The organism is Pseudomonas sp. D5(2026), assembly GCF_057766845.1.
The window spans coordinates 2,578,886-2,602,499 of sequence record NZ_CM173421.1 but is presented as its reverse complement, the minus strand read 5'-3'; the positions used below and the strand labels follow the sequence as shown (position 1 = coordinate 2,602,499).

Sequence of the window (23,614 nt, the reverse complement as noted above, 5' to 3'; positions counted from 1 at the left end):
GCAGTCCTCAGGAACGGAACAAACGGGTGTATTGGGTTTCGTGACGCGATGAAGCGATGGCCAGCAGCGGCAGGCCGCCGCCAAGCTGGTCATCGCCCAGGGCCAGTGCCTGGTCCAGTGCAGCGGGCAAGTCGGCGCCGAGATCGCGCAGCAAGGTCTGGGCAGCCTGCTGGCCGAACGGCACCAGCTTGACCCCGGCCATGACTGCGCCCTCCAGCCAGGCAAAGCCATGGCCCAATGCCAGTTGGCGCAACGGGATGGCCCAGTGCGCGGCCAGCCAGGCCATGCCGCCCAACTGGGTCAGCTCAAGGCTGGTGCGCCAGGCCGGTGCCTGGCCCAGTTGCCAGCCGTCAAGCAACCGCGCCAGCGCCGCGCCGCGCTGCTGTTCTTCCAGGCGCAGCTCGGCGGTTTCGCGGTTGGCCAGCAAGAACCGGCTCCAGTGGCCGAACGCTTCGGCGTCCTCGGCCTGGCAGGCGTGATACAGACGCGCCAACACCGGCCAGTCAAGGCAAGCCAAGGTGTCGTGAAGCTGCTCACGCTGCCAGCCGGCAAAGCTGTCCACGCCGCGAACCCAGCCGGCCTCAACCGCCCACTCCAGGCCTTGCGAATAGGTAAAACCACCCACTGGCAAGCCGGGGCTGGCCAACTGCAGCAGGCGCAGCAGCGCCAGGTCGCTGTTCATCAACCGGCCAGCACCAGCGCGGCGCCGGCCAACAGGCCACCGCCAAAGGCCTTCTGCAGGCCGCTGTGGCGGCGCAGCAGGCAACCGATTGCAAAGCCTGCCGCCAGCAGCAAGCCGCTGACCGCGACAAACCCCGCGCTGAATTGCCAGAAAGCGCTCGGCGTGGCTTCCACGCCATGGGCCCAGCCATGGAACAAGGCGAACACCGGCATGGCCATGGCCAGCAGCAACTGGCGGCTCGGCAGCAGTACCGCCCCGGCAGCCACCAGCAGCGACACGGCAATCAGGGTCTCCATGCCCAGCACATCGCCGAACAGGTGACCGCACACGGCACCACCGAACATGGCCGCCAGAGTAGCCAGGGGCAACGTCAGGTTGCGCCGGGTCAACGCGGCGAGCACGCCGGTGCCCAGTAGCATCAGCAGGTGATCAAGCCCGGTCAGCGGGTGCAGCAGGCCGTCCTGCAGCGGGTTGCTGTCATGGCCTGGGTGGGCGAAGGCTGGCAGAGCCAGCATCAACAGAAACAGGGCGAAAGTCTTTTTCATCGGTTGCTCCAGGGCAGTTCAGGAATGGGCAGGCAGGCGTACGAACGGGTGATCGTGGCCATGGGCATGACTGTGGCTGTGGCCATGCGGTGCACTTTGGTAGGCGCCCGCTTCAGGCTCGAACGGGGCCTGTTCGGCCTCTACCGTCAGGCCCAGCCCCCGCAGCATGTCGTCCAGCACATGGTCGTGCTGGAAGCGCAACAGCCCGGGTTCGATCTGCAGCGGCACATGGCGGTTACCCAAGTGGTAGGCGGCGCGGGCCAAGAGGTGTGGATCGGTACAGCGCACCGTGGACACCGCTTCGGGCGCCGCCAACACGCGGATCAGCTGAGTGCCCTCGGCATCGGCCAGCAATTCACCTCCGCGCAGCAGGTGGCCGCGCTCCAGCATCAGCCCGGCTTCGCGGCCATCGTCCAGGGTTACTCGCAGGCGGCTCTTGATACGGCTGTCCACGTCGAGGGTGACAGTGCCACTGACAACCCGCGTGCCGGGTTCGGAGATACGGCGGTTCAAGACAATCATGGGTGCTCCTCAGAACAGGAAATAGCGCTGGGCCAGCGGCAGTTCGCTGGCCGGTTCGCAGACCAGCAGCTCGCCATCGGCACGCACCTGATAGGTCTGCGCATCGACTTCGATCAGCGGCTGCAGGGTGTTGTGGACCATGTCCGGCTTGCGTACCCGCCGGCAGCCGTTGACCACCCCAATCAGGCTGCGCAGGTTCAGCTCCTCGGCCAACCCGCGGTCCATTGCCGCCTGAGGCAGGAATGTCATGCGTGTGGCATGCCGCGCCGCACCCAGCGCGCCGAACATCGGCCGATAGTGCACCGGCTGGGGGGTGGGTATGGAGCCGTTGATGTCGCCCATGGGTGCGGTAACGATCATCCCGCCCTTGAGCACCAGGGCCGGCTTGACCGCAAAGAACGCTGGCGACCACAGCACCAGGTCAGCCAGCTTGCCGACCTCCACCGAGCCCACTTCGTGACCGATGCCGTGGGTGAGCGCCGGGTTGATGGTGTACTTGGCGATGTAGCGCTTGACCCGGAAGTTGTCGCTGTAAGGGGTGTCTGGTGCCAGCGGCCCGCGGCGCAACTTCATCTGGTGCGCCACCTGCCAGGTGCGCAGCACCACCTCGCCAACCCGGCCCATGGCCTGGGAGTCGGACGAGGTCATGGCAAAGGCGCCCATGTCGTGAAGGATGTCCTCGGCAGCGATGGTTTCGCGGCGAATGCGCGACTCGGCAAAGGCCACGTCCTCGGCGATGCTCGGGTCCAGGTGGTGGCAGACCATGAGCATGTCCAGGTGCTCGTCCACGGTGTTGATCGTGTAAGGCAGGGTCGGGTTGGTCGAGGATGGCAGCACGTTGGCCTGCCCCGCTGCACGGATGATGTCCGGGGCATGGCCGCCTCCTGCACCTTCGGTATGGAAGGTGTGGATGGTGCGGTCGCCGATGGCCGCCAACGTGTCTTCGATACAGCCCGACTCGTTGAGGGTGTCGGTGTGAATCGCTACCTGGATATCCATTTCCTCGGCCACGCCCAGGCAACAGTCGATGGCCGCTGGCGTAGAGCCCCAGTCTTCATGCAGTTTGAGCCCGACAGCACCTGCGGCAATTTGCTCGCGCAGTGCCTCAGGCCGTGAGGCATTGCCCTTGCCGAGCAACCCGATGTTGATCGGCAAGCTGTCGGCGGCCTGCAACATGCGTGCAAGGTACCAGGGGCCGGGCGTGCAGGTGGTGGCATTGGTGCCGGTAGCCGGCCCGGTTCCGCCGCCGATGAACGTGGTGACACCGCTGTTCAATGCCTCGTCCACCTGCTGCGGGCAAATGAAGTGGATATGCGAATCGACCCCCCCGGCGGTGACGATCTTGCCCTCGGCCGCGATTACCTCGGTCCCTGGCCCGACCGGCACGTTCACGCCCGGCTGCACATCGGGGTTGCCGGCCTTGCCGATCAGCGCGATACGTCCATGCTTGATACCGATGTCGGCTTTGACGATGCCCCAGTGATCGATGATCAGCGCATTGGTCAACACCAGGTCCATGGCCTCGGCCGCCAGCATCTGGCCCTGCCCCATGCCATCGCGAATGACCTTGCCGCCGCCGAACTTCACCTCTTCGCCGTAGATGGTGAAGTCTTTCTCGACCTCCACCCACAACGCAGTGTCGGCCAGGCGCACGCGGTCTCCAACCGTGGGCCCGAACATGTCGGCATAGGCCTGACGGGAAATACGGCTCATGCCCTGCCCTCCAGCGCGCCCATCACTTTGCCCTGAAAGCCATAGACCTCACGCTTGCCGGCGTAAGCCACCAGTTGCACGGTACGCGCCTGACCCGGTTCGAAGCGCACGGCAGTGCCGGCCGGAATGTCCAGGCGAAAGCCCAGGGTGGGCGCACGGTCGAACACCAGCGCGTCGTTGACCTCGTAAAAGTGGTAGTGCGAGCCGACCTGCACCGGCCGGTCGCCATGGTTGGCCACGCTGACGCTGACCGTTTCTCGGCCACTGTTCAACTCGATGTCGCCCGCGGCGACCTGGATTTCACCTGGGATCATGCAATGCTCCTTGGCGGTTTCAGACGATGGGGTCATGCACGGTCACCAACTTGGTGCCATCCGGGAAGGTCGCTTCGACCTGCACGTCGTGAAGCATCTCAGCGATACCGGGCATCACCTGCTCACGGGTCAACACTTCGCGCCCCAGGCTCATCAGTTCGGCGACTGTGCGGCCATCGCGGGCGCCTTCGAGCACTGCGGCGCTGATCAGCGCCACGGCCTCCGGGTAGTTGAGCTTCAGGCCACGGGCCAGACGCCGCTCCGCCAGCAGCGCAGCAGTGAACAGCAGCAGTTTGTCTTTCTCTCTCGGGGTAAGCTCCATGGCGCTCTCTCAGGTAGCCCAGATACGCGGCGGGCAGGCTGGCAGGCCGAGGATGGCCGGACGCAGCACATGCCACAGGCGTTGCAGGGTGCGTTGCAGGTGTTGGTTGTCATGGTCGAGCAGGCGGATCACCAGCAACGACCCAAGCAGGGTCGCACCGGCCGGGTTGCCCAGTTCATCGAGCAGCGGGCGAACCTGCTCCAGCACGGCCTGATCGGCCGGTGCGGCACAGAAGGTGGCGAGTAGCGGATGCCCACCAAGCTTGTCCAGGTGCCCGCCTTCGAGACGCAGGCGCTCATGCAGGCCTACCTCGTCAGGCAGTACGATGTGCAAAAGGCTGTCGAGGGCGCCGTGGTCGAAACGCTCGTGCATGACCGGGCGGCCCAGGCACAGGGTTTCCCAGGCCAGCAAGCGGGCGCCCGGCTCAAGGGTAAAACGGCTGGCGAGGCTGGCGCGGGCGCCTGAGAAGAAGATGCTGTCCTGCGGCAGCCACTCCAGGGTGCTGCCCGCGGCCAGGTGAAAGCGCTGGGCCAACCGCGCGGTCGGGCCGATGCTGCGATAGAACTTGCTGGCGCCAGGCATGGTCAGCAGCGCATGGCTACCCGGCTCCAGGTGAATGTCCAGTTCCAGACGGTCGCCGGCGACGATGCCGCCCGGCGGGTGCAAGACATAGACATGGCATGGCGCACCCTCCGGATAAAAAGGCCGCTGCACCAAAAGAGGTCCAAAATGCCTCCACGCACCAAGGCGGGTCACGCTGTCACGCTGCACAAAGCGCAACTGCAGGTGAGCACTCCAGCCTGCATCGTCTTGTTGTTGTTCGATCTGCTCCGCGAGCGACATCCTGCGGCCCCTGAAATCCGTGGCCTGCTGGCCGTTTAGAGGGTCTGGCGCGGGCGGCTGCTAGCGCGCACGGCCTGACCACTCGATCAAATTCGCAGGCTGGATATAGCAGGTTGCGGGCCAACTCCGCAGGTGAAGGATGATGAAACTTATGCTGCGCCCGCTCTGGCATCGGGCATACGGGGGGATGGCGCACAAAGCAGGGGCGTGCGCCGGCCCTGTTTCGGTGCCGGCGCCCGTGAGAATGGGGCAGCTTTGCAGCCCCTGAAAATCAAACCTCAGTAATCGAAGCGGTCAACGGCACGCCGACGCTCGTTGTCATCACGCCGGTCATAGATGGCCGTGGTCTGGATATTGGCATGGTGCGCCAGCTTCTGCGCAATCGACAGGTCGTGCTCTTCGATCACCCGGGTGATAAATGCCCGGCGAAAATCGTGTGGCATGATCTTCACCCCCACCTGCGCGCCGCGCTGGCGGGCAATGTAGTAGATCGCATGCTTGGTAATGCGCGCACGGGTAATGTGGCTGCCGCGACGGATGCGGTTGAACAAAAACGGGTCGTCCTCCGCCCCGGCAGGCAGGTCCTGGCGGCGCAGTTCAAGCCACGCCTGCAGCTTCTCGAATGCCCACGGCGGTGCATACTTGACCAGCTGGTGGTTGCCCTTGCCCACCACTTGCAGGCTGCGCGCCTCGAAGTCGACCTGGTCGAGGTCGATGTCGACCGACTCCGACTTGCGCATGCCGGTGCCGTACAGCAAGGCAATGATCGCCGCATCACGTACCCCCTGTGGCCGCGGGTCGGCTGCGCACACATCCATCAGCTCGCGGATCAGGCTGCGGCGCAGGTTGCGCCCTGGCGGCAGACGGGAGCCTGTGGCCGGCTTGACCTCGCGAATGCGCAACAACTGCTCGTGGTCGATCAGGCCCTGACGCCAGGCCTCGTTCATCACCCCGCGAATCGCGTTGACGTACAGCGACGAGCTGTTGGGCGCGTAACCATCAGCACGCAGGGCTGCCACCAGTGCAATCACATGGCCCGGCTCAAGCCGATGCCAAGGCACATCGACGATGTTGCAGTCGACGAAACCTAGCCGGTCGGCGGCGTCCTGAAGAATGTAGCGCATGGTTTGCTGGCTGGATGGGGCCAGACGGGCCATGTACTGCAGCAGCGGATTTTTCGAGAGGTCGGACAAAACGTGAATCCTGTAGCGAAGCGTCAGCCGGCACTGAACCAGGCAAACCCTGAAGCAAGTCAAAACGACATACAAGCCAGTCCGAATGACTGCAAAACGCGCATGTCATTCGGACCCTGAGAAGTGCCATCACCTTGATATTCAAAGGCTTTGCAACTGGCACGGATCGTGATCTTACCCCAATTGAGGCCTACTGAACGAACCAAGGACCGCCCATGCTCTTGCAACCCACTGCTTCACGCCCGCGCCAAGCCATCTGGGGTTTGGGTTTTCGCCCGTTCTTCCTGGGTGGCAGTTTGTTTGCGCTGATCGCCCTGCTGTTGTGGGCCGGCGTACTGGCCGGGGCACTGGCCCCTGCACCGCCCGGCGGCATGCTCGCCTGGCACCGCCACGAGATGCTTTACGGCTTCGCCGCCGCCATTATCGCGGGTTTTCTGCTGACCGCCGTGCAGAACTGGAGCGGCATCCCAGGCTTGAGCGGGCGGGCGCTGCAGGGTTTGTTCCTGCTTTGGCTGCTGGGCCGGCTGAGCTGGTTTCTGCCACTACCGGGTAGCATGCTGATACTGGTCGAGGGCAGCTTCCTGCCATTGGTGGCACTGAGCCTGGCACGACCGATCGTGCAACGGCGCCTGCGCAACAACTACCCTATCGTGGTACTGGTGCTGTTGATTGGCGCCTGCCAGTGGTTGACCTTGGCAGGCTGGTTGCAGCAGGACGAACTGTGGCAGCGCCGTGGAATATTTGCCGGGCTGTGGCTGGTGACGGCGATGATGACCGTGCTCGGCGGCCGGGTCATACCATTTTTTACCCGGCGTGGCCTGGGTCACCTTGGCGCGGCCCCCGCCCGTCCATGGCTGGACCGTGCCTGCCTGTTGCTCAGCGTGGCAGTACCGCTGGCGTTTGCCACCGGCCTGGCCGATAAGCCCCGGGCCAGCCTGGCGGTGCTGTTTTTTGCCTTGTTCGCGCTGCACGCGGCCCGACTGCTGCTGTGGCACGACCGTGGCCTGTGGCGCGTACCGTTGCTGTGGTCGCTGCACCTGGCCTACGCCTGGATCGCCCTGGCCTGCCTGGGCATGGCGCTGTGGCACAGTGGGGTGGCCCTGAGCCCAAGCCTGGTGACCCACGCGCTGACCGTTGGCGCCATGACCGGGCTGATCCTGGCCATGATGGCGCGGGTCGGCCTGGGCCACACCGGCAGGCCATTGCAGGTACCGACCAGCATTGCCTGGGCCTTTGCCCTGATGCAACTGGCGACCCTGGCCCGGGTGATTCTGCCGCTGTTCACATCGCTGGGGGTAAGTGTTTCGGCACTGTGCTGGAGCCTTGCATTGCTGCTGTTCCTGCGCCATTACCTGCCCATCCTGCTGCGGCCCCGGGCAGACGGAATGCCCGGTTGACGCGCTTGGGCCGCCTTGCGGCGGTGTGCCATGAGGGGAGCTGGGTGGGTGGTTTGCTCACCCTCCTGATTGCGACCGATCGCCAAAGGCGAAAGACCGCTAGACAGTAGCCGCCGCCCACCACCCTGGAAACATCTGCTGCACCCGTGTCTCGGCGAAGCGTTCGTCAATCAGCACCAGTACACCACGGTCCTGGTCACCCCGAATAACCCGGCCCGCCGCCTGGATCACCTTGCGCACGCCCGGGTAGAGGTATGCGTAATCGAAACCCGCACCAAATTGCCGCCCCAGGCGCTGTTTGAACTGCTCGTTGACCGGGTTGACCTGAGGCAGCCCCAGGGTGGCGACAAACGCGCCAATCAGACGCGTGCCGGGCAAATCCACCCCTTCGCCGAAAGCGCCGCCCAATACGGCAAAGCCCACACCTCGGCCATCGGCGACAAAGCGATCGAGAAATGCCTGGCGGGCCGCCTCGTCCATGCCCGGCTCCTGTGACCACAGGGGAATCTGGCCATGCTGCTCGGCCAACAGCCCTGCCACCTGTTGCAGGTATTCGAAGCTGCTGAAGAACGCCAGATAGTTACCCGGCATGCGCTCATACTGCCGGGCAATCAGGTCAACGATCGGCGCCAGGGAGGCTTGGCGCTGCCGGTAACGGGTGGACACCTGGCTGGCAATGCGTACCTCCAGCTGTTCGGCACGGAACGGCGCGGCCACGTCCAGCCAGGCGGTATCGGCTGGCATGCCCAACAGGTCGCTGTAGAAGTGCCGTGGGCTCAACGTGGCGGAAAACAGCGTCGCACTGCGCGCCGCCTGCATGCGTGGTGCCAGCAGCCGCGCCGGGATGACATTGCGCAGGCACAGGGTGGCCAGGCGCCGTTTGCGCGGGCCCTGGCGTTGGCTGATGTCGAACAGAAAGTGCTCGTCGAACAGCTCGGCAACCCGACAGAACTGCAAGGCCTGATAGAAGAACTGCAACACCTGAGGGTCCATGTGCGTGGGCGCCTGGTTCATCTGCTCCTGAATCAGCCCGACGCACTGCTGCAGGGCACGCAGCAGCCCTTCAGGCAGCGACTCGCTGGCCTGGTACGGCGCGCGCTGCTCTTTATACAACGCGTTCCATTGCCTGTTGAGGCGGTCCAGCGCACTGACCAGCCCAGGCGGTTTGCTCTGGCGCAACGCCAGCAACTGGCCCTGGTCAAGGCTGGCGCTGTACATGCCGCGCCCACGCTCGACCAGGTTGTGCGCTTCGTCCACCAGCACTGCCACTCGCCACTGGTTGAGCTGGGTCAGGCCGAACAGCAAAGCATGCGCATCGAAGTAGTAGTTGTAGTCGGCGACCAGCACGTCGACCCAGCGCGCCATCTCCTGACCCAGGTAGTACGGGCACACCTGGTGCGCCAAGGCCACTTCACGCAGGTTGGCGCGGTCGAGCAACGGCACTGCTGCAGCAGCCTCGCGCGCAGCCGGCAAACGGTCATAGAAGCCTGCGGCCAAGGGGCAGGACTCACCATGACAGGCCTTGTCCGGGTATTCACAGGCTTTGTCGCGAGCGATCAGCTCCAGCGTGCGCAAGGCAGGTTGCGGCGTGGCATCGGTGATCTGGCGCACGGCGTCCAACGCAAGCGCCCGGCCCGGTGTCTTGGCGGTGAGAAAGAACAGCTTGTCCAGTTGCTGCGGCACCATCGCCTTCAGCAACGGGAACAAGGTACCGAGGGTCTTGCCAATGCCGGTGCTGGCCTGGGCCATCAGGCAACGGCCGGTGCTAACCGCCTTGTACAAGGTTTCAGCCAACTGCCGCTGGCCCTTTCGGAACTGTGGGTAAGGGAAACTCAGCGCCAGCAGGCCTTGGTCACGTTCGGCCAAGCGTTGTTGCTGCAATCGGGCCCAGCCCAGAAAGCGCTGGCACTGGGTTTCGAAGAAGGCCTGCAACTCGGCAGCCGAACAGTGCTCAGTGAACAGCGTCTGGCTGTCGCTGTCCACGTCGAGGTACACCAGCGCCACCTCGATGGCGGGCAGTTGTCGTGCCTGGCACATCAACCAGCCATAGACCTTGGCCTGCGCCCAGTGCAACTGACGGTGATTGGCCGGTTGACGCGCCAGATCGCCACGGTGCGTCTTGATTTCCTCCAGGCGATTGCTGCCAGGGTCATAACCATCGGCACGGCCCCGCACCGTCAGGGTTTCGAACTGGCCTTCAAGGGTGATTTCCGACTCGTAGCCAGCAGCCCGCCGTGCCACTACCCGCTGATGTCCCTCGATACCCTCCTGAGCGGAGGGCGACGGCGTGAAACGCAGGTCCAGGTCGCCAACCTTGGCGCTGAACTCACACAAGGCGCGCACCGCTACGCTGTAACTCAAGGCGATTCGCTCCAGCGCACGTGGCACACCGCGACCGGCAGGTCGTGTTGCCGGCAGAACTCCAACCAGCGCAGCTGATTGTCCTGCAGGCGATCACCGGGCCCCTTGACCTCGACCATGCGATAACGGCCCTGCTCGGGCCAGAACTGGATAAGGTCGGGCATACCGGCACGGTTGCTGCGAATGTCCTGCAACAGGCGCAGGAAACATTGCTTGAGTGCAGCGGCCGGCAAGCAAACCAAGGCCTGCTCCAGCAGTGCCTCGCTGAGCATGGACCAGAACACGAACGGCGACTGCAACCCCTGTTTGGCCACGTAGCAGTCGAGAATCGCCTGGCGATGGCTGCCATCGTCGAGCCTCCCGAGGCAGCGTTCGAACAGTGCACTGCGCCGTTGCTGGAAGTCGCTGTCGTGCAGGTCCTGTGGCGCGGCCTGGAACGGGTTGAAGAATGCGCCGGGCACCGGGGCGAAGATGGCCTCCCAGCACAACAGGCCAAACAGGCTGTTGAACAGCGTGTTTTCCACGTAATGCACCTGCCCCCCCTCTTGCATCAGGTGCTGACGCACGGCTTCTTCAACGCCCAGCGCAGCATGCCCGCGGGGCAGTTCGAGCTCGATCAGTTCCAGCGGCGTGGTGCGCTTGCGCCGCTGGGGCGGGCCGCCGAGTTTGCGCGCCAGGCGTGGCAGCATGCGCTGCAGCGCCTGCTCCTCCAGCGCGTTGGCGGGTGCCGCAGCCAGTTGCAATGCCAGTGCATGGGCCTGGTCCCACTGTTCGCTGCGCTCCAGCACCCTCACCTGGCGAATGCGCGCCTGGGGATGGTTGCACTGCGCATACACGGCCGTGGCCAGGTCCCATTCACCCAGGCGCTCGCATTGTTGGCCCACGGCGAATTGCAGCCGCGCATGGCGCCGGGCCAGCCAGGGGTTGTCGCTGTGCAGGCCCTGCAGGGTGGCAAGGATCGGCTGCGGGTCGCCGCCCTGCTCCAGGCGCTCGGCGCACTGGTGCAGGGCCATGGCCAGGTCGACATCGTCACGTTGCTGCAGGGCGCGAGAATCGGAGCTGAATGGTACCTGCTCGTAACGCAGCAAGCCCAGGTCGGCGAGGACAAAGTCTGACCAGTCCTGGTACAGGTTGCCGAAGAACAGCAGGCGCATGCGGTCGCACAGAGGTTGCAGGCACCACTGCAGAATGCGCACCTCGCTGTCGGGGAACCATTCGGCCAATGACCGCGCCGCCAGGGCCAGGGGTTGCAACTGTGCCAACAGCTCATGCTTGGCTGCGCGCGGGCGGCTCAGTTGCCGGGCGAAGCAGCGGGCCAGCTCTTCTTTGCGCAGCAACGCGAACAGCTGTTCAAGCTCCAGTTGCTCGGGCTCCCTTACCCAGCCAAGGGCCAGCAACGGCTGCAGCGCCAGCGCGGTATCGCCGATTTCGGCGTAGTCGAGCCGATCGCTGCGAAACAACTCGCCTTTGCGCATGACCATACGCACCATCAAGGCCTGGGCTGGCGCTTGCAACTGACTGAAGGCACGGATGAAGGCCAGTTCCTGGTCATCGAGCAGGTCCTGGTAGCGCTGTTCGACCCACGACACTACCTGGCGGAAGTTATGCAGGTAGTAGAACGGGTCGTCGACGGAATGGGCAATCACGGGATGGCATCAGGTAGCAAAAACAGACACTGGTTATACATACAGAAAAGCGTACCTGACAAGAGCCGCGGGTCAGCCCGTTGACTCGTTCATTTGACTTGTCGTCCCCTTCGCAGCAACTGTCAGCGCCTGCAAGCGTCTTGGTTTCAACTCGAGAAGCGGATATTTCGCCCGCAGTGCACCTCAAGCGCCTGCGCCAGTCGCCTTACCGCCCGCTGCAATTCATCCGGGTGCCCGCCCAGCCAAATCAGCGCGAGGTGTTGGGGGTAATGCCCCTGCAGGCCGAACTGCTCGCCCGGTAGCGCATGCAATGCAGAGCCGGCCAATGCCAAGGCAATACCATCCCACGCCAGCGGCTGGCGGAAACTCACCCACAGCATTTGCCCTCCTTGCGGCAGCTCGAAGACCACCCGCTGGCCGAATTGCGACTGCAGCACATGCGCCAGGTATTGCGTGCGCCTTTGCAGGTCTGTGCGCTGTTGAACCAGTTGCGTTTCGATTTCCCCCTTGCCGAGCATGTGAGCAAGCGCCTGCAAGCGTAGCGGCGCAAGCCGAAACGCTCGCTCGGCGAATGCCTTGGCCAACACGGTCTCACGACTCAGTAAATAGGCATACGGCGCCTCTGCCCCCACCGCGGCCTCGAACGTGCCCATCACCAACAGCCAGCGCGGATCGATCCAGTCACGCAGGCGTGTGCTCGGCGGCCCGTCGTAACAAAGCTCGCTGTCCAGGTCGTTTTCCAGCAACCATACCGGGTGTTGGTCAAGCAACTGCCCAAGCTGCTGCTGAAAATACGGTGAAACCAGCCGCCCTTGCGGCATGCCCAGGCAAGACGGCATGACCAACAGGTTTACCGGCTCGCTAGCAAGCAGCTTGGCCAAAGCGTGCAGCTCGGGGTTGCCACGGGCATCCCGTGGTACCTCCAGCACGCGCATGCCGACACGCCCCAAGGCGCGCAACACTTGCCAGCAACAGGGCGAATGCACCAACGCGGTACCACCTTGCATGGCCAGTGCGGTCAGCAGCGTCTCCAGCAACGCCAGCACATCGGGGGCCAACCGGACATCATCGGCATGCCAGTACTGGTTGGAGCAGCGGGTGTATCGCTCAGCCACAGCATTGCGCAAACGGGCGCTACCAAGCGCTTCCCAGGACGCAACCCTGCGATCACGCTGACGGGCCAAACGCCGTTCATGACCAAGCAGAATGCGCTCCAACAGTGGCTGTGTCGGCAAGGGAGGCTGCCGGGCCACGGCCACAGTCTGATCTTTGCCACCGTTTTGTACGTAATAACCCGACCTCGGCAGACAATGTACACGGCCCTCCTCCTCCAGCAGGCTGTAGGCACTCTGTACCGTGGCCAACGACACCCGTAACCGCCGGGACAGCTCACGCAATGACGGCAAACGGCATGTGCCAACGCCTGCAGCCTGGTCGATCAACGCTTCCAGGTAGCGATACACCTTGCGATACGCGAACTCGCCTGGGGCCGCTCGCCCCATCAAGGCAGCCCCGCAGCACCACGCCGCCGCCCCACCGCCTGCTGCGGTAGCAACCTCAGGTGTACATCCCGACGGGCCAGGTGGTTAAGCAGGCGCCATCCCGTCAGCGGTAACTGCCCATCATAAATCTGCCGCAGTTGCCCCAACGGCAGGCCACTGGTGTTCACCAGCCAGGCTTTGACTGCATCAGGGCAGGGTTTGCCTTGCAAGGCCCTGTGCAGGTACGGCAACGCCACTACCATGTCGGCATGCCGGCACTGCAAGAACCGCTCGAGGTTTTTCCCCTGCCTGGCAAACGGGCTGAACAGCAGGCACACCAGTTGGGCCTGATTGATGCCGTAGACTTTGCCAAATAGCAACGGGGTGGCGTCACGCTGCTTGCTGTCACCCCCCTGCCCTGCCAGCGTCAGCGCTGGTCGCCCGGCCTGCGGCTCCAGGCTGCGGGCACGCAGTTCGTGCAACTGTGCCGTGGCTAGCGAGTCGACGAATTCAGACAGCGACAAAGCATCCGTAGCAGCCTCGAAGTGACAACCCAGCATCGCGTCAATCTGCTGGTCTTCAAGCAACTGCGGCAACAGGTCATCAATAGCAATCAGCCGCACTGGCGCACGCCCCGGTACGGCGCCCGGTACCGGCCCGTGCTGGCCAACCGGTGCGCCCCCAACAGCGCCGTGCAATCGGCTCAGACCTTGGGCCAGTGCCGCCAGGCACTGGTGCACTGCATGCGGGCCGCACTCGCTGGCCAGGCGCAGGCTACGCCGGGCCCAAGCCAGGTATCGGCGCCGGTGGAACCCGGGCACGGCAGTGACCAATGCATCGGGAGGCACCGCTGACTGCAGCGCATTATCCACGGCCCCCGCCAGCTCCAGGTGCAAGCGGCAACCCAGCAGGGCTTCAGGCCTGGCATCGATCATGTGGCCGAACATCAACAACGCATCCCTGGCGAGCCCCCAGCGCTCAGGCATTACCGATAGCCGACGACTGAACGGCACCACTGCGCGCCCCTCGATCATCTGCAATTGCACCCTCGGATCATCCTGCATGAACAGGGCGCTAAAACTGCGCTCATGAGCTTCCAGCGTGGCGCTGTCGGCAACCGGCAGGCTGACCACCAATACCCGCAGCTGAAAGGTTACCGGCGAACGCAGGGCAATGCTCAGTTGCGCGGCACGCAACATGGCCAGCAGCCGGCTGCTATGGCGGTCGCTACCTTGCAATAGCTGCAAGCTGAAAGTACCGATGTACTCGGGCCCGCCTGCAGCAACCAACAGGCGTTGTATCAACAACTGCAAGGAAGCGCGCTGCGCCTGGGACATGTGGTTCAACAAGCGCTCAAGTACTTGCTGGTAGATATAATGCATCGCCTGGTCGTGAATAGCAGTCACGCAATCACCTCATCAACTTCATGCAGCCAGCGCATGCCGTACCAACCATTTCAACTTATACATGCGCCAAACTTACCCAGAAGAAAATTCCTACAACTTAAATGAAAGTAATGACGTAACCCTTCACTGTCGCCAGGCCATCGAGAAAAAACCACCACTGCGATGGCCTGTCGCTTCCACATGCTGCTCTATACCAGGCATAGCCATGCTCATCCCACGTTCCTTGCACAAACTATCATTGGGCCATTATCGAGAGGGAGGCAGCGCGAATTGAAGACACAGTTCACGGTAAAAAAACCATTCAGCGGCCGTGTCAGCTCACAGTGGCTCGCAAGGGAAAAGCGTTCAAGGCTGAATATTTGGCGGGATATTTCTGAAAGCCCAAAGACCGCTGACTTATATGTAGTCCGCGTCGCAACTTATTGTAGGAACAGTCCTACTTTAAAAGTTGAATCACTTTACCCCGCGCACAAAAAACCCGGGGCCTGCCCGGGTTTGCTGGTCATTTCAGTAACCGTCAGTGTTGCGCCATGTCCAGCACCACCCGCCCGCCGCACGGGCATTGGTCCATGTAACGATGCGCCTCGACCACCTGTTCGAACGGGTACACCTTGATGATTTGCGGCGTCAGCAGTTGGTCGGCGGTGAACTGGTTGATATCGCGCAAGGCACGCTGCAGTGCCACCTGGTCCTGGCTGATGCCAAGCTCTGGCTTGCCGGTGAAATTACCGATGCAGTGCACATAGAACTGAATGTTTTTCTGGAATGCCGCACAGGCCGGGAACGGTGTCTGGTTGCCCCCTTGCAGGCCGTACAGCACCAGGCTGCCACGCGGCGCCAACACATCGCCCAACAGCGACATCTGCGGGCCACCCATGCCATCGAGCACCATGTCAACGCCGCGGCCATCGGTGTACTTGCCAATCTGCAACAGCAGGTCCTGCTCTTCAGTGACAATCACTTTGTCTGCGCCCAGACCCAGCAGGTACTCTCGCTGCGCCGCATCCTTGGTGGCGGCGAACACCTTCAGCCCCAGGGCCCTGCCCAGCTGCACGAAGGCAGGCCCGGCGCAATGGCTGGCATCGGTGACCAGTGCTGTCTGCCCGGCCTTGGCCCGTGCCAGGTCGACGTAGGCGAAATAGGCAATCAGCAGCGGGGTGTAGTGCACGCTGGCCTCAATCGGGGTGAGCACATTCGGATAGCGAGTAATGGCTGTACGCGGCAGTACGATGACATCGCCATATACCGGGTGGTCGTTGGCACTGGTGGCCGGGAAACTGGCAACCCGGTCACCGACGGCAATGTCATCGACCCCTTCACCGACCGCCGTCACCACCCCGGCCATTTCGTGACCGATCCCTGCTGGCAGACGTGCCTGGGACGGTGCCAGATTCTGGCGCCAAAGCACGTCATACCAGCTGACGCCAACCGCTTCGACGCGGATCTGCACCTCGTCGGCAGCGGGTGACGGTTCGGCCTGCTCTTCGCAACGAAGCACGTCAGCAGCGCCGAACTTGTGGAAACGGATCATGCGGGACATCGCATACCTCGCCTTTGTGAACCTCTAATTACCACTGACTCTATCCGGGCTTTGCCCGTTAGACCATCAGTGGGCATTAATAGTCGACATGCTTGTCATCGATTGGGCACCTGACTTTCCCTGCGATTGGTCCCCCTAAACCCGTGCAGGGTAACAGCCTTTGGCCTTAAGATTCACCTCTGCCCCACATTAGGCGAAGCGCACCGATGAATCGAAACGACCTGCGTCGTGTAGACCTCAACCTGCTGATTGTGTTCGAGACGCTGATGCACGAGCGCAGCGTGACCCGCGCCGCAGAAAAACTGTTTCTCGGCCAACCGGCCATCAGCGCGGCGCTGTCGCGCCTGCGCAACCTGTTCGATGACCCGCTGTTCGTGCGCACAGGGCGCAGCATGGAGCCATCGGCACGGGCCCACGAGATCTTCGCCCTGCTGTCACCGGCACTGGATTCGATTTCCACTGCAGTCAGCCGCGCTGCCGAATTCGACCCGGCCACCAGCAATGCGGTGTTCCGCATCGGCTTGTCGGACGACGCCGAGTTCGCATTGCTGCCGCAACTGCTCAAGCGCATTCGCGCCGAGGCGCCCGGTATAGTGCTGGTGGTGCGACGAGTCAACTACTTGCTGATGCCAACCCTGCTGGCCTCGGGCGAGATTTCGGTGGGTGTCAGCTACACCAGCGAACTGCCGGCCAACGCCAAGCGCAAGGTGCTGCGCCGCAGCATGCCGAAACTGCTGCGCGCCGACAGCGTACCCGGCAGCATCACCCTGGATGACTTCTGCGCGCGGCCCCATGCATTGGTGTCGTTTGCCGGGGACTTGTCCGGGTTCATCGACGAAGCCCTCGAGGAAATCGGCCGCAAGCGCCACGTGGTGCTGGCGGTACCGCAGTTCAACGGGCTGGGGAGCTTGCTGGCAGGCACCGATATCGTCGCTACGGTACCGGACTACACGGCGGATGCACTGACAGCCGCCGGCGGCTTGCGGGCCGAGGATCTGCCGATACCCGTGCGCAGTTTCGAACTGCACATGGCCTGGCGCGGGGCACAGGACAATGACCCGGCGGAGCGGTGGCTACGGTCGCGGATACAGATGTTTTTTGGGGATCCTGACAGTCTTTAGAGGATCGTGTCCCTGGACGTGATGTAACTCATCCTGCGACGCTATTTAGCGTCCTCCCCGCCTATGCTTGATCAGCAGAAAACCAAGATTGACCGTGTAAGGATTATTCCTTGCCATTTAATCAATACATCCGGGAGAACGCTCATGCCTGCCATCCACGAAATCGCCACGTTGACCTCGAAGGGGCAGGTCACAGTGCCCAAGTCCGTTCGCCAGCTTTTAGGCCTCGACACGGGTGGCAAGATCGCATTCGACGTACGCGCCAAGGAAGTCGTGGTCAGCCGCGTAGAAACCATCCATGAGGACCCTGCCATCGGTGCGTTCCTGGGTTTGCTGGAGGCTGATATCCGAAGCGGGCGCAACCTCACCACCCTGCCGGAAAACCTGGCGCAAACCATGCTCGCCAATGCGGGCCACGATGTAAATCTGGACGAAGATATCGACGGTGAGGTCGCGATCTGATACTGCGACATGGCTGGACACTGTTGTTCCATGAAGGTGTGACTTTACAGCTACGCAAATTGCAAGAAGCCGCCGCCCAGGCCGCGCAGAACGACCCACAAGGTTTTGAAAGCAACGCCAACGTCAAGCTGTTTCGGGCATTAAGCCATCTGATCATGGAGGCTGTGCCTGCCGACCCGGGCCGTGACGAGCTCCGCCAAGGCAACACGCTAGGCACCGCCTACCGACATTGGCGGCGGGCGAAAATCGGTAGGCGCTTTCGGCTGTTCTTTCGCTACGACTCAAGGTCCAAGGTCATCGTCTACGCATGGGGCAACGACGAAAATACTCTGCAGTCCGCAGGCAGAAAATCCGATCCCTACGCCGTATTCGAGAAGATGCTGGACCGCGGTAACCCTCCTGATGACTGGGACGAGCCCAAAGCATAAGCTGCGCGACTGGGTGAGGGATTGCACGTTCGACTCCCCCCCTTGGTGCTTCCACTGTAATCCACTCGTAACGCACATTGCGTTTCTGCGCCCCCTCATTCGACGGTTTGCCGGGCGACACCCGAGTGCTGCTGGACTGTCTGTCTCTACCACTAACCGGCAAGGCTTGACTCTACCGTAAGGGGCAGACTTTACCCTTGGCACTTCATTACCCGGAGTTTGTCATGAAGCGCAAACGCATGCTCGTAATCCTCGGCCACCCTTCGAACAACAGCTTTTGTGGCGCTGTGTCCGAACGTTATGTCGAGGCCGCCACGCAAGCAGGCCATGAGGTGCGCCTGCTGCGCCTGGACACCCTGGATTTCGATCCGGTCTTGCACGATGGCTATAACCAGATCCAGTTGCTTGAGCCCGATTTGATCGACGCACAGAACGACATTACCTGGGCCGAACACCTGACATTGGTGTACCCGATCTGGTGGGGCGGCATTCCGGCGTTGCTCAAGGGGTTCTTCGACCGCGTGTTTCTGCCCGGTTTTGCCTTCAAGTACCGCAAGGGCTCGCCCTTCCCGGATAAGCTGCTCAAGGGCCGCACGGCTCATCTTTTGGTGACCATGGACACGCCGCCGTGGTACTACCGGTGGGTGTATCGCATGCCGGGCCTGCACCAAATGCGCAAGACCACCCTGGAGTTCTGCGGCATAAAACCCCTGAAAACCCTCACCTTCGGTCCGGTATTGGGCTCCAAGCCGCAACAGCGCGAAGCCTGGCTCAAACAAGTCCAGGCAGTCGCCAGCCGCTGATCGGCCCCGGTCGGGCCGTGCCCCTGCGCTGCGCAGCCGAGCCTCCCTGCTGTGACACCTTGTCCAGGCTTCCCACACCCTGATGCTCGTGCAAAGATGTCGCGCGCCTGTACGAGCACGCGACATCTTTTCGCTTCTGATGCGTCAAAAAAGGGACTTTCATGTACATCGGCAAAGCGGCCCAGCTGTCGGGCACCACCGTCAAAAGCATTCGACATTACGAAGAAATCGGCCTGCTGCCCCCACCGCAGCGCGAAGGCAAGTACCGCATCTACAGCCAGCAAAGCGTAGAGCTGCTGACCTTCATCAAATGCGCTCAGCAACTCGGTTTCAAACTCAAGGAAATGCGGGCCATTCTGCAGGATCATCACGGCCAGGAGCTGCCCTGGGATCTGGCCATGCAGGCCATCGATAACAAAAAGCAGGAATTGATGGGGCAGATCCAGACATTGCAGCAAGTGCATGACGGCTTGGTTGAGTTTGAGCTGAGCCAAAGATGCTCAGATGCAATGCCAGTTCGAACACCTGGAAAGAGCCCGCTGAATCCACTCCGCTGCCCCTGAACGGCCATAGCGCACGGTGCCGTTTTCAGCAGGCAGGCGCCCCGGCGATTTAGCCTGGCACAGCCCCCCCGGCTGCTCACCCTCTTGCACTGCTGGCTGCGGCACAATCGCGGCAAAGAACCACGGCGAAATCAGTGTGACCAGCAAAATGCTAATGAAGCCGCCGGATGACAGCGCCAGTATCACCAATACACCCAGGTCAATGACGGGTTTGTAGGCGCAGAACAGTAGCGCGACAAAGCCCATCGAGAAGATGAATCTGGTTGAGCGGTTTTTCTCAACGCTGAGCGAGAAGTGAATCAAGCGGCAGGCACATGTCAGCGTTAAGGATCTGGAGGCGTCGATCGAGTACTACCTGGAAACCTACAACCAGAACCCGAAGCCATTTCGGTGGCACAAGAAGGCCGAGGACATCCTTGCCTCAGTCGCTCGCGCGGCGCGAGCGCTGGGCAAATGATTTTCAGCGGTATTTGTGAAACACCACACTAGAACTCCACCTTGCCCCGCCCCATCTTGATAGTGCTGCGTCTGGCTTTTCCTTCGAGCCGGCGGGTCTTCGAGCCGAGGGTCGGCTTGGTGGGGCGGCGTTTTTTCTCGGTCTTGCCGGCAGCGATGATCAACTCGGCAAGACGCGCCAGTGCGTCAGCGCGGTTCTGCTCCTGGGTGCGGTACTGCTGGGCCTTGATGATCAACACGCCGTCACCGGTGATGCGACTGTCACGCAACCCTAACAGCCGCTCCTTGTAAAACTCGGGCAGCGACGAGGCCGGGATGTCGAAGCGCAGGTGCACCGCGCTGGACACCTTGTTGACATTCTGCCCGCCCGCGCCTTGCGCGCGAATGTATGTCAGTTCGATGTCGGCATCCGGCAGATGCACGTTATTGGTGATGGTCAGCATGACATGGCCCTTGTAATTGCCCCCATTATTACAGCCTGCGCCGCTATCCCATAGCACCACACACAGTTCCTTGAATCAGCGCCGAAGTCTACCATTGCTGACCTCATGCACTTGTCTGGTTGCCATCCTCGGTACGTATCGAGGCATTCTTGAAATGCTGCCCTACAACGCGCTGAACTTTCAGACGGCAATACTGGAAAATACGCGCAAGGACCAATACCCTGCCAAGGATCCAACCTAGACGAGTTGATCATGTCAGGGACTACACCGTTTCAAACCCCGCGCTGGATGCGTGACCTCGTCCGCTTCCTGCCACTGAAAAGCCAATTCGTCCTGTCGGGCAACATCCGCGACCTCCAGGCTTGTGAGGTCGTTCCTGGCACGGTCACGGCCCAGAGCTTCAACCAGACCCTGTGCAACGCCTTGCTCGACACCGGCTATGGCCATGTGCTGGCTTGGGACCCGGTGGCTGGTTTTCGTGTGCTTGGCAAGCCCGGCAGCGACCCGGCACCTGGCCAAGCCCTGCTCCAGGAACTCGGCCTGACCCCGGTGAACGGCGCCGCGTCTGCGGGTATCGACCTGCTGGCCGCCACCATGCAGCGGCTGCTGGCCCGCACCGATACGCCTGTCGCCCTGATCATCGACTTCGCCTCGCGCCTGGCGGTACGTAGCGATTCCCTGAACGCGGCCGAGCATCAGCTGTTCACTCAGGCCTTGGTGCATGCCCACCAGGCGCGCAGCAGGCCCCAGCCACAAACGCGCAAGCCATTCTTCAATACGCTGCTGTGGCTGGTGGAGAAAGAAGGCGACCTGCCGGACTGGCTGCTGGTCGACAACCCCCGGATTCGCCACATTCCCGTCTCCAAACCTGACCAACTGGCCCGCCGCGCCCTGGCGCCGGCGCTGCTCAAGGGGCTCGCCGGTAGCCAGGAGGCGAGTCAGGACGCGCTCGCTCAGGCTGCGGACGCCTTCGTACAGAATACCGAGGGCCTGCTGCTGCTCGACCTCAGCGCCATCGCGCAACTCGCACGGGTCGAAGGTGTGCCCATGGTGCAGATCGCTGATGCCGTGCGCCGGTATAAAGTGGGTGTCACCGAAGACCCCTGGCTGCGTATCGATCGCCAGCGCATTCGCAAGGGCGAAGAACTGGTGCACCAACGGGTAAAAGGCCAGGACCACGCTGTGACCCACATGCTCGACATCGTCAAGCGGGCGATGACCGGCGTCGGCGCCAGCCGCAAGGGTAACCGTCCACGTGGCGTAGCCTTCCTGGCTGGGCCGACCGGGGTGGGCAAGACCGAGCTGGCCAAAACCATGACCAGCCTGCTGTTCGGCGACGAAAGCGCTTATATCCGTTTCGACATGTCGGAATTCAGCGCAGAGCATGCCGACCAGCGCCTCATCGGTGCACCACCGTGGCTTTTCACTTACCCTGAGATTTTTTTCACTTTGCCTAGACTCTCGCACCAAACTGCACCGCTCCCCGCTTCCAGCAGAATTCGAGAGAGAGGATGACGTGTCATCGGGAAACCACGTGTGCCCTGTTCCCCCAGTCTGGTATGGCATCCATTAGGCAGCCCCGTTCTAATGCCACAGGTCCGGTTCGTCTGGGCTTCTTCTTCGCTCTGGCGGGTCAGCAGAGCAATATGCCACTATAGTCCCTTGTTAAGCAGTTCATTTATCTCGCCTCGATAAGGATTCGAAAGTGATGCCTATGCCGGTATAGAGGCGTGATCCGAAGGTAGATCCGTGAAGTTCCGATTGACCATGCCCCGGGCAGGTCGCCCAGAAATCACACTGGTAACCTGGGTGTGATAGGCGCGATGGCTTTTCATTGCTTCCCGGTAGGCAGCGTTTGCGGATGTCTCAGGGCAGAGGATAAAGGCTGTGCCAAGCTGCGCACCGCAGGCGCCGAGCGCCATTGCAGCTTTGATCCCTGCCCCAGTGATCTACTGCGCCGCTGGCGCCCATACCAGTCTGCACGCTCGAGCCAGGTAAGCAGGCCGACCTGCTGGTGCTCGACGGCCCCCCCATGGCGGCATATGTCGTTCATGGTGAGATCCACCATTTGCAGGGCCGGAGCTAATCAGCACGCACCTGACTGGAACACGCGCTGTCAATTGGGCAAACCATTGAAAATGGGTGCTAACGAAGCTTCCGCCGCAGACACGCAGGTCATGCTACACGGCATGTACGTGAACAGCAGTGGTGCCATCCTTTCGACTCACGAAACGGGGGAAGGCCTGGGCAAGTATCCGCCTCTTGCAGATTCCAAGCTTTCTCCTGCTGACAGCAAAGTTGTGGATAGCCACTTGTCACTCTTGGAGGGCTTGCGCCTGGAGGGCATTTAATGCGTCTGTTCGAGGGCATATGATTGAGAGCGAGCCTACATGCCAGCCACATCGCCGCCACAGCGCCACCACGCCGAGTACGGCCAGCAGAACGGGAGGTATTACTTGAAATGCACAATTGATATGCCCGATAGCGTTCTCACGAAACTCACCTACCTGGTCAGGCAAAATGCAAAGCCCTATATACATACCGAGGCTTTGACCGGTGACAGTGAGGCTCACTACTTTGCCGAGCAGGAGGAGCGCGAAGTCAAGATACAAAACGGACGTCCGTTAGCCGACAGCCTTTCACTGGACAAGCAGGGGTTTGAACTCCACCGGCGAGAGACGGTGGTAGACGATCTCTACGACGATACCTCGGTAGTAAAGGTCTACTATGACGAGATAAAGGCCTTGATCAAGCAATTGACGGGCGCGAGCCGGGTCGTGATCTTCGACCACACCAGGCGCAGTGACGCCGAACGGCGGGATTTTCGCGGCCCAGCCAGCCGTGTGCACAATGACTACACCGAACACTCGGGGCCTGAGCGTATCCGGGAAGTACTGGGCGCGGAACAAGCCGCCGCAATGGCAGCGATGTCAGTCGCTCAGATCAACGTCTGGCGCCCGATAAGCGGCCCTGTCAAGCGCTCGCCGTTGGCGGTGCTGGACGCCTCGACGCTCGCCCCCAATGATCTGCTGGCTACCGACTTGGTCTATCCGGATCGCATCGGGGAAATTTATCACCTCGCCTACAATACTCACCAGCGCTGGTACTATTTTCCGGAGATGCGCCGTGACGAAGTCTTGCTGATCAAGGGTTATGACTCGCGTCACGACGGCCGTGCCCGCTTCACCCCCCATGCCGCCTTCCAGCTCCCCCATACGCCGCCGGGAGCCCCGCCACGCGAAAGTATCGAAGTTCGTACCCTGGCCTTCTTTCACTAGGTATTGGTCACCGGGTGTGGCGGCGGCCATATCGCCGTCTCGCGCCCGGCGCGGTGACCGGATAGAAAGCTCGGGGCGTAGCATTCGTGCCCCGT

The 23,614-nt window shown here is 62.2% G+C and carries 20 protein-coding genes and 5 pseudogenes; 9 read left to right on the top strand and 16 right to left on the bottom strand.

Annotation, left to right across the window (positions count from 1 at the left end; all coding sequences use genetic code 11):
* Positions 1-7 precede the first annotated feature (7 nt).
* The 8 genes from AC3B5Q_RS11960 to AC3B5Q_RS11925 form a co-directional block, all read right to left on the bottom strand.
* The gene (locus AC3B5Q_RS11960; RefSeq protein WP_021782342.1) at positions 8-682 is read right to left on the bottom strand and encodes an urease accessory protein UreF; all 675 of its coding nucleotides are present in this window, start codon (positions 680-682) and stop codon (positions 8-10) included.
* A complete protein-coding gene (locus AC3B5Q_RS11955; RefSeq protein WP_021782341.1) occupies positions 682-1,227 on the bottom strand; it encodes a HupE/UreJ family protein in 546 nt (181 codons plus the stop codon). Before AC3B5Q_RS11955 ends, AC3B5Q_RS11960 begins: the two co-directional genes overlap by 1 nt.
* Positions 1,228-1,245: 18 nt before the next feature.
* Complete coding sequence (gene ureE / locus AC3B5Q_RS11950) at positions 1,246-1,749, bottom strand: urease accessory protein UreE (RefSeq protein ID WP_021782340.1); 504 nt, start codon at positions 1,747-1,749, stop codon at positions 1,246-1,248.
* A gap of 9 nt (positions 1,750-1,758) precedes the next feature.
* Positions 1,759-3,462 carry an urease subunit alpha gene (gene ureC / locus AC3B5Q_RS11945; protein ID WP_053870397.1) on the bottom strand — a complete coding sequence of 568 codons (1,704 nt, stop codon included), beginning with the start codon at positions 3,460-3,462 and terminating at the stop codon, positions 1,759-1,761.
* Positions 3,459-3,776, bottom strand: a complete 318-nt coding sequence (locus AC3B5Q_RS11940; protein WP_010953752.1) for an urease subunit beta — start codon at positions 3,774-3,776, stop codon at positions 3,459-3,461. Before AC3B5Q_RS11940 ends, ureC begins: the two co-directional genes overlap by 4 nt.
* Before the next feature lie 19 nt (positions 3,777-3,795).
* Positions 3,796-4,098: an urease subunit gamma gene (locus tag AC3B5Q_RS11935; RefSeq protein ID WP_003253929.1), complete on the bottom strand. Its 303-nt coding sequence runs from the start codon at positions 4,096-4,098 to the stop codon at positions 3,796-3,798.
* Positions 4,099-4,107: 9 nt separating this feature from the next.
* Positions 4,108-4,941 (bottom strand): urease accessory protein UreD, encoded by an 834-nt coding sequence (locus AC3B5Q_RS11930; protein WP_021782338.1) that lies wholly within the window; start codon positions 4,939-4,941, stop codon positions 4,108-4,110.
* Positions 4,942-5,219: 278 nt separating this feature from the next.
* Positions 5,220-6,134 (bottom strand): site-specific integrase, encoded by a 915-nt coding sequence (locus AC3B5Q_RS11925; RefSeq protein ID WP_021782337.1) that lies wholly within the window; start codon positions 6,132-6,134, stop codon positions 5,220-5,222.
* Positions 6,135-6,349: 215 nt separating this feature from the next.
* On the opposite strand from AC3B5Q_RS11925, the gene AC3B5Q_RS11920 reads away from it, so the two are divergent.
* Positions 6,350-7,531, top strand: a complete 1,182-nt coding sequence (locus tag AC3B5Q_RS11920; protein WP_274101587.1) for an NnrS family protein — start codon at positions 6,350-6,352, stop codon at positions 7,529-7,531.
* A gap of 99 nt (positions 7,532-7,630) precedes the next feature.
* On the opposite strand, the gene AC3B5Q_RS11915 is transcribed toward AC3B5Q_RS11920, so the two are convergent.
* From AC3B5Q_RS11915 to AC3B5Q_RS11895, 5 genes are all read right to left on the bottom strand, one after another.
* Positions 7,631-9,892 (bottom strand): ATP-dependent DNA helicase, encoded by a 2,262-nt coding sequence (locus AC3B5Q_RS11915; protein ID WP_488393095.1) that lies wholly within the window; start codon positions 9,890-9,892, stop codon positions 7,631-7,633.
* Positions 9,889-11,538 (bottom strand): VRR-NUC domain-containing protein, encoded by a 1,650-nt coding sequence (locus AC3B5Q_RS11910; protein ID WP_488393094.1) that lies wholly within the window; start codon positions 11,536-11,538, stop codon positions 9,889-9,891. Before AC3B5Q_RS11910 ends, AC3B5Q_RS11915 begins: the two co-directional genes overlap by 4 nt.
* Positions 11,539-11,684: 146 nt before the next feature.
* Complete coding sequence (locus AC3B5Q_RS11905) at positions 11,685-13,040, bottom strand: GntR family transcriptional regulator (RefSeq protein WP_275966650.1); 1,356 nt, start codon at positions 13,038-13,040, stop codon at positions 11,685-11,687.
* The gene (locus tag AC3B5Q_RS11900) at positions 13,040-14,425 is read right to left on the bottom strand and encodes a hypothetical protein (RefSeq protein WP_021782332.1); all 1,386 of its coding nucleotides are present in this window, start codon (positions 14,423-14,425) and stop codon (positions 13,040-13,042) included. The genes AC3B5Q_RS11905 and AC3B5Q_RS11900 overlap by 1 nt, the downstream gene beginning before the upstream one ends.
* Before the next feature lie 517 nt (positions 14,426-14,942).
* Positions 14,943-15,965 carry a zinc-dependent alcohol dehydrogenase family protein gene (locus tag AC3B5Q_RS11895; protein WP_103444521.1) on the bottom strand — a complete coding sequence of 341 codons (1,023 nt, stop codon included), beginning with the start codon at positions 15,963-15,965 and terminating at the stop codon, positions 14,943-14,945.
* Between the two features lie 206 nt (positions 15,966-16,171).
* On the opposite strand from AC3B5Q_RS11895, the gene AC3B5Q_RS11890 reads away from it, so the two are divergent.
* From AC3B5Q_RS11890 to AC3B5Q_RS11870, 5 genes and pseudogenes are all read left to right on the top strand, one after another.
* The gene (locus AC3B5Q_RS11890) at positions 16,172-17,086 is read left to right on the top strand and encodes a LysR family transcriptional regulator (RefSeq protein ID WP_003253946.1); all 915 of its coding nucleotides are present in this window, start codon (positions 16,172-16,174) and stop codon (positions 17,084-17,086) included.
* A gap of 144 nt (positions 17,087-17,230) precedes the next feature.
* Positions 17,231-17,548, top strand: coding sequence for a type II toxin-antitoxin system PrlF family antitoxin (locus AC3B5Q_RS11885; protein ID WP_021782330.1), 318 nt, complete (start codon positions 17,231-17,233; stop codon positions 17,546-17,548).
* Positions 17,548-17,976, top strand: a complete 429-nt coding sequence (locus tag AC3B5Q_RS11880) for a type II toxin-antitoxin system YhaV family toxin (RefSeq protein ID WP_028697233.1) — start codon at positions 17,548-17,550, stop codon at positions 17,974-17,976. The genes AC3B5Q_RS11885 and AC3B5Q_RS11880 overlap by 1 nt, the downstream gene beginning before the upstream one ends.
* Before the next feature lie 224 nt (positions 17,977-18,200).
* Positions 18,201-18,779, top strand: a complete 579-nt coding sequence (locus tag AC3B5Q_RS11875) for an NAD(P)H-dependent oxidoreductase (protein ID WP_209966493.1) — start codon at positions 18,201-18,203, stop codon at positions 18,777-18,779.
* A 161-nt stretch (positions 18,780-18,940) separates the two neighbouring features.
* Positions 18,941-19,322 (top strand): annotated as a pseudogene (locus AC3B5Q_RS11870) (MerR family transcriptional regulator).
* Between the two features lie 83 nt (positions 19,323-19,405).
* Here AC3B5Q_RS11870 and AC3B5Q_RS11865 read toward each other — a convergent pair.
* Positions 19,406-19,597: pseudogene (locus AC3B5Q_RS11865) on the bottom strand (hypothetical protein); the annotation flags it as partial.
* Here AC3B5Q_RS11865 and AC3B5Q_RS11860 point away from each other — a divergent pair.
* Positions 19,596-19,799 (top strand): annotated as a pseudogene (locus AC3B5Q_RS11860) (IS630 family transposase); the annotation flags it as partial. The pseudogenes AC3B5Q_RS11865 and AC3B5Q_RS11860 overlap by 2 nt on opposite strands.
* 28 nt (positions 19,800-19,827) lie before the next feature.
* On the opposite strand, the gene arfB reads toward AC3B5Q_RS11860, so the two are convergent.
* The gene (gene arfB, locus AC3B5Q_RS11855; RefSeq protein WP_021782324.1) at positions 19,828-20,241 is read right to left on the bottom strand and encodes an alternative ribosome rescue aminoacyl-tRNA hydrolase ArfB; all 414 of its coding nucleotides are present in this window, start codon (positions 20,239-20,241) and stop codon (positions 19,828-19,830) included.
* 252 nt (positions 20,242-20,493) lie between these two features.
* On the opposite strand from arfB, the pseudogene AC3B5Q_RS11850 reads away from it, so the two are divergent.
* Positions 20,494-21,672: pseudogene (locus AC3B5Q_RS11850) on the top strand (AAA family ATPase); the annotation flags it as partial.
* Between the two features lie 287 nt (positions 21,673-21,959).
* Here the strand turns inward: AC3B5Q_RS11850 and AC3B5Q_RS11845 are convergent.
* Positions 21,960-22,184, bottom strand: a pseudogene (locus AC3B5Q_RS11845) (nitronate monooxygenase); the annotation flags it as partial.
* Positions 22,185-22,697: 513 nt separating this feature from the next.
* Between AC3B5Q_RS11845 and AC3B5Q_RS11840 the strand changes: the two are divergent.
* Positions 22,698-23,519: a CmcJ/NvfI family oxidoreductase gene (locus AC3B5Q_RS11840; protein ID WP_028697235.1), complete on the top strand. Its 822-nt coding sequence runs from the start codon at positions 22,698-22,700 to the stop codon at positions 23,517-23,519.
* The last annotated feature ends 95 nt before the right edge of the window (positions 23,520-23,614 follow it).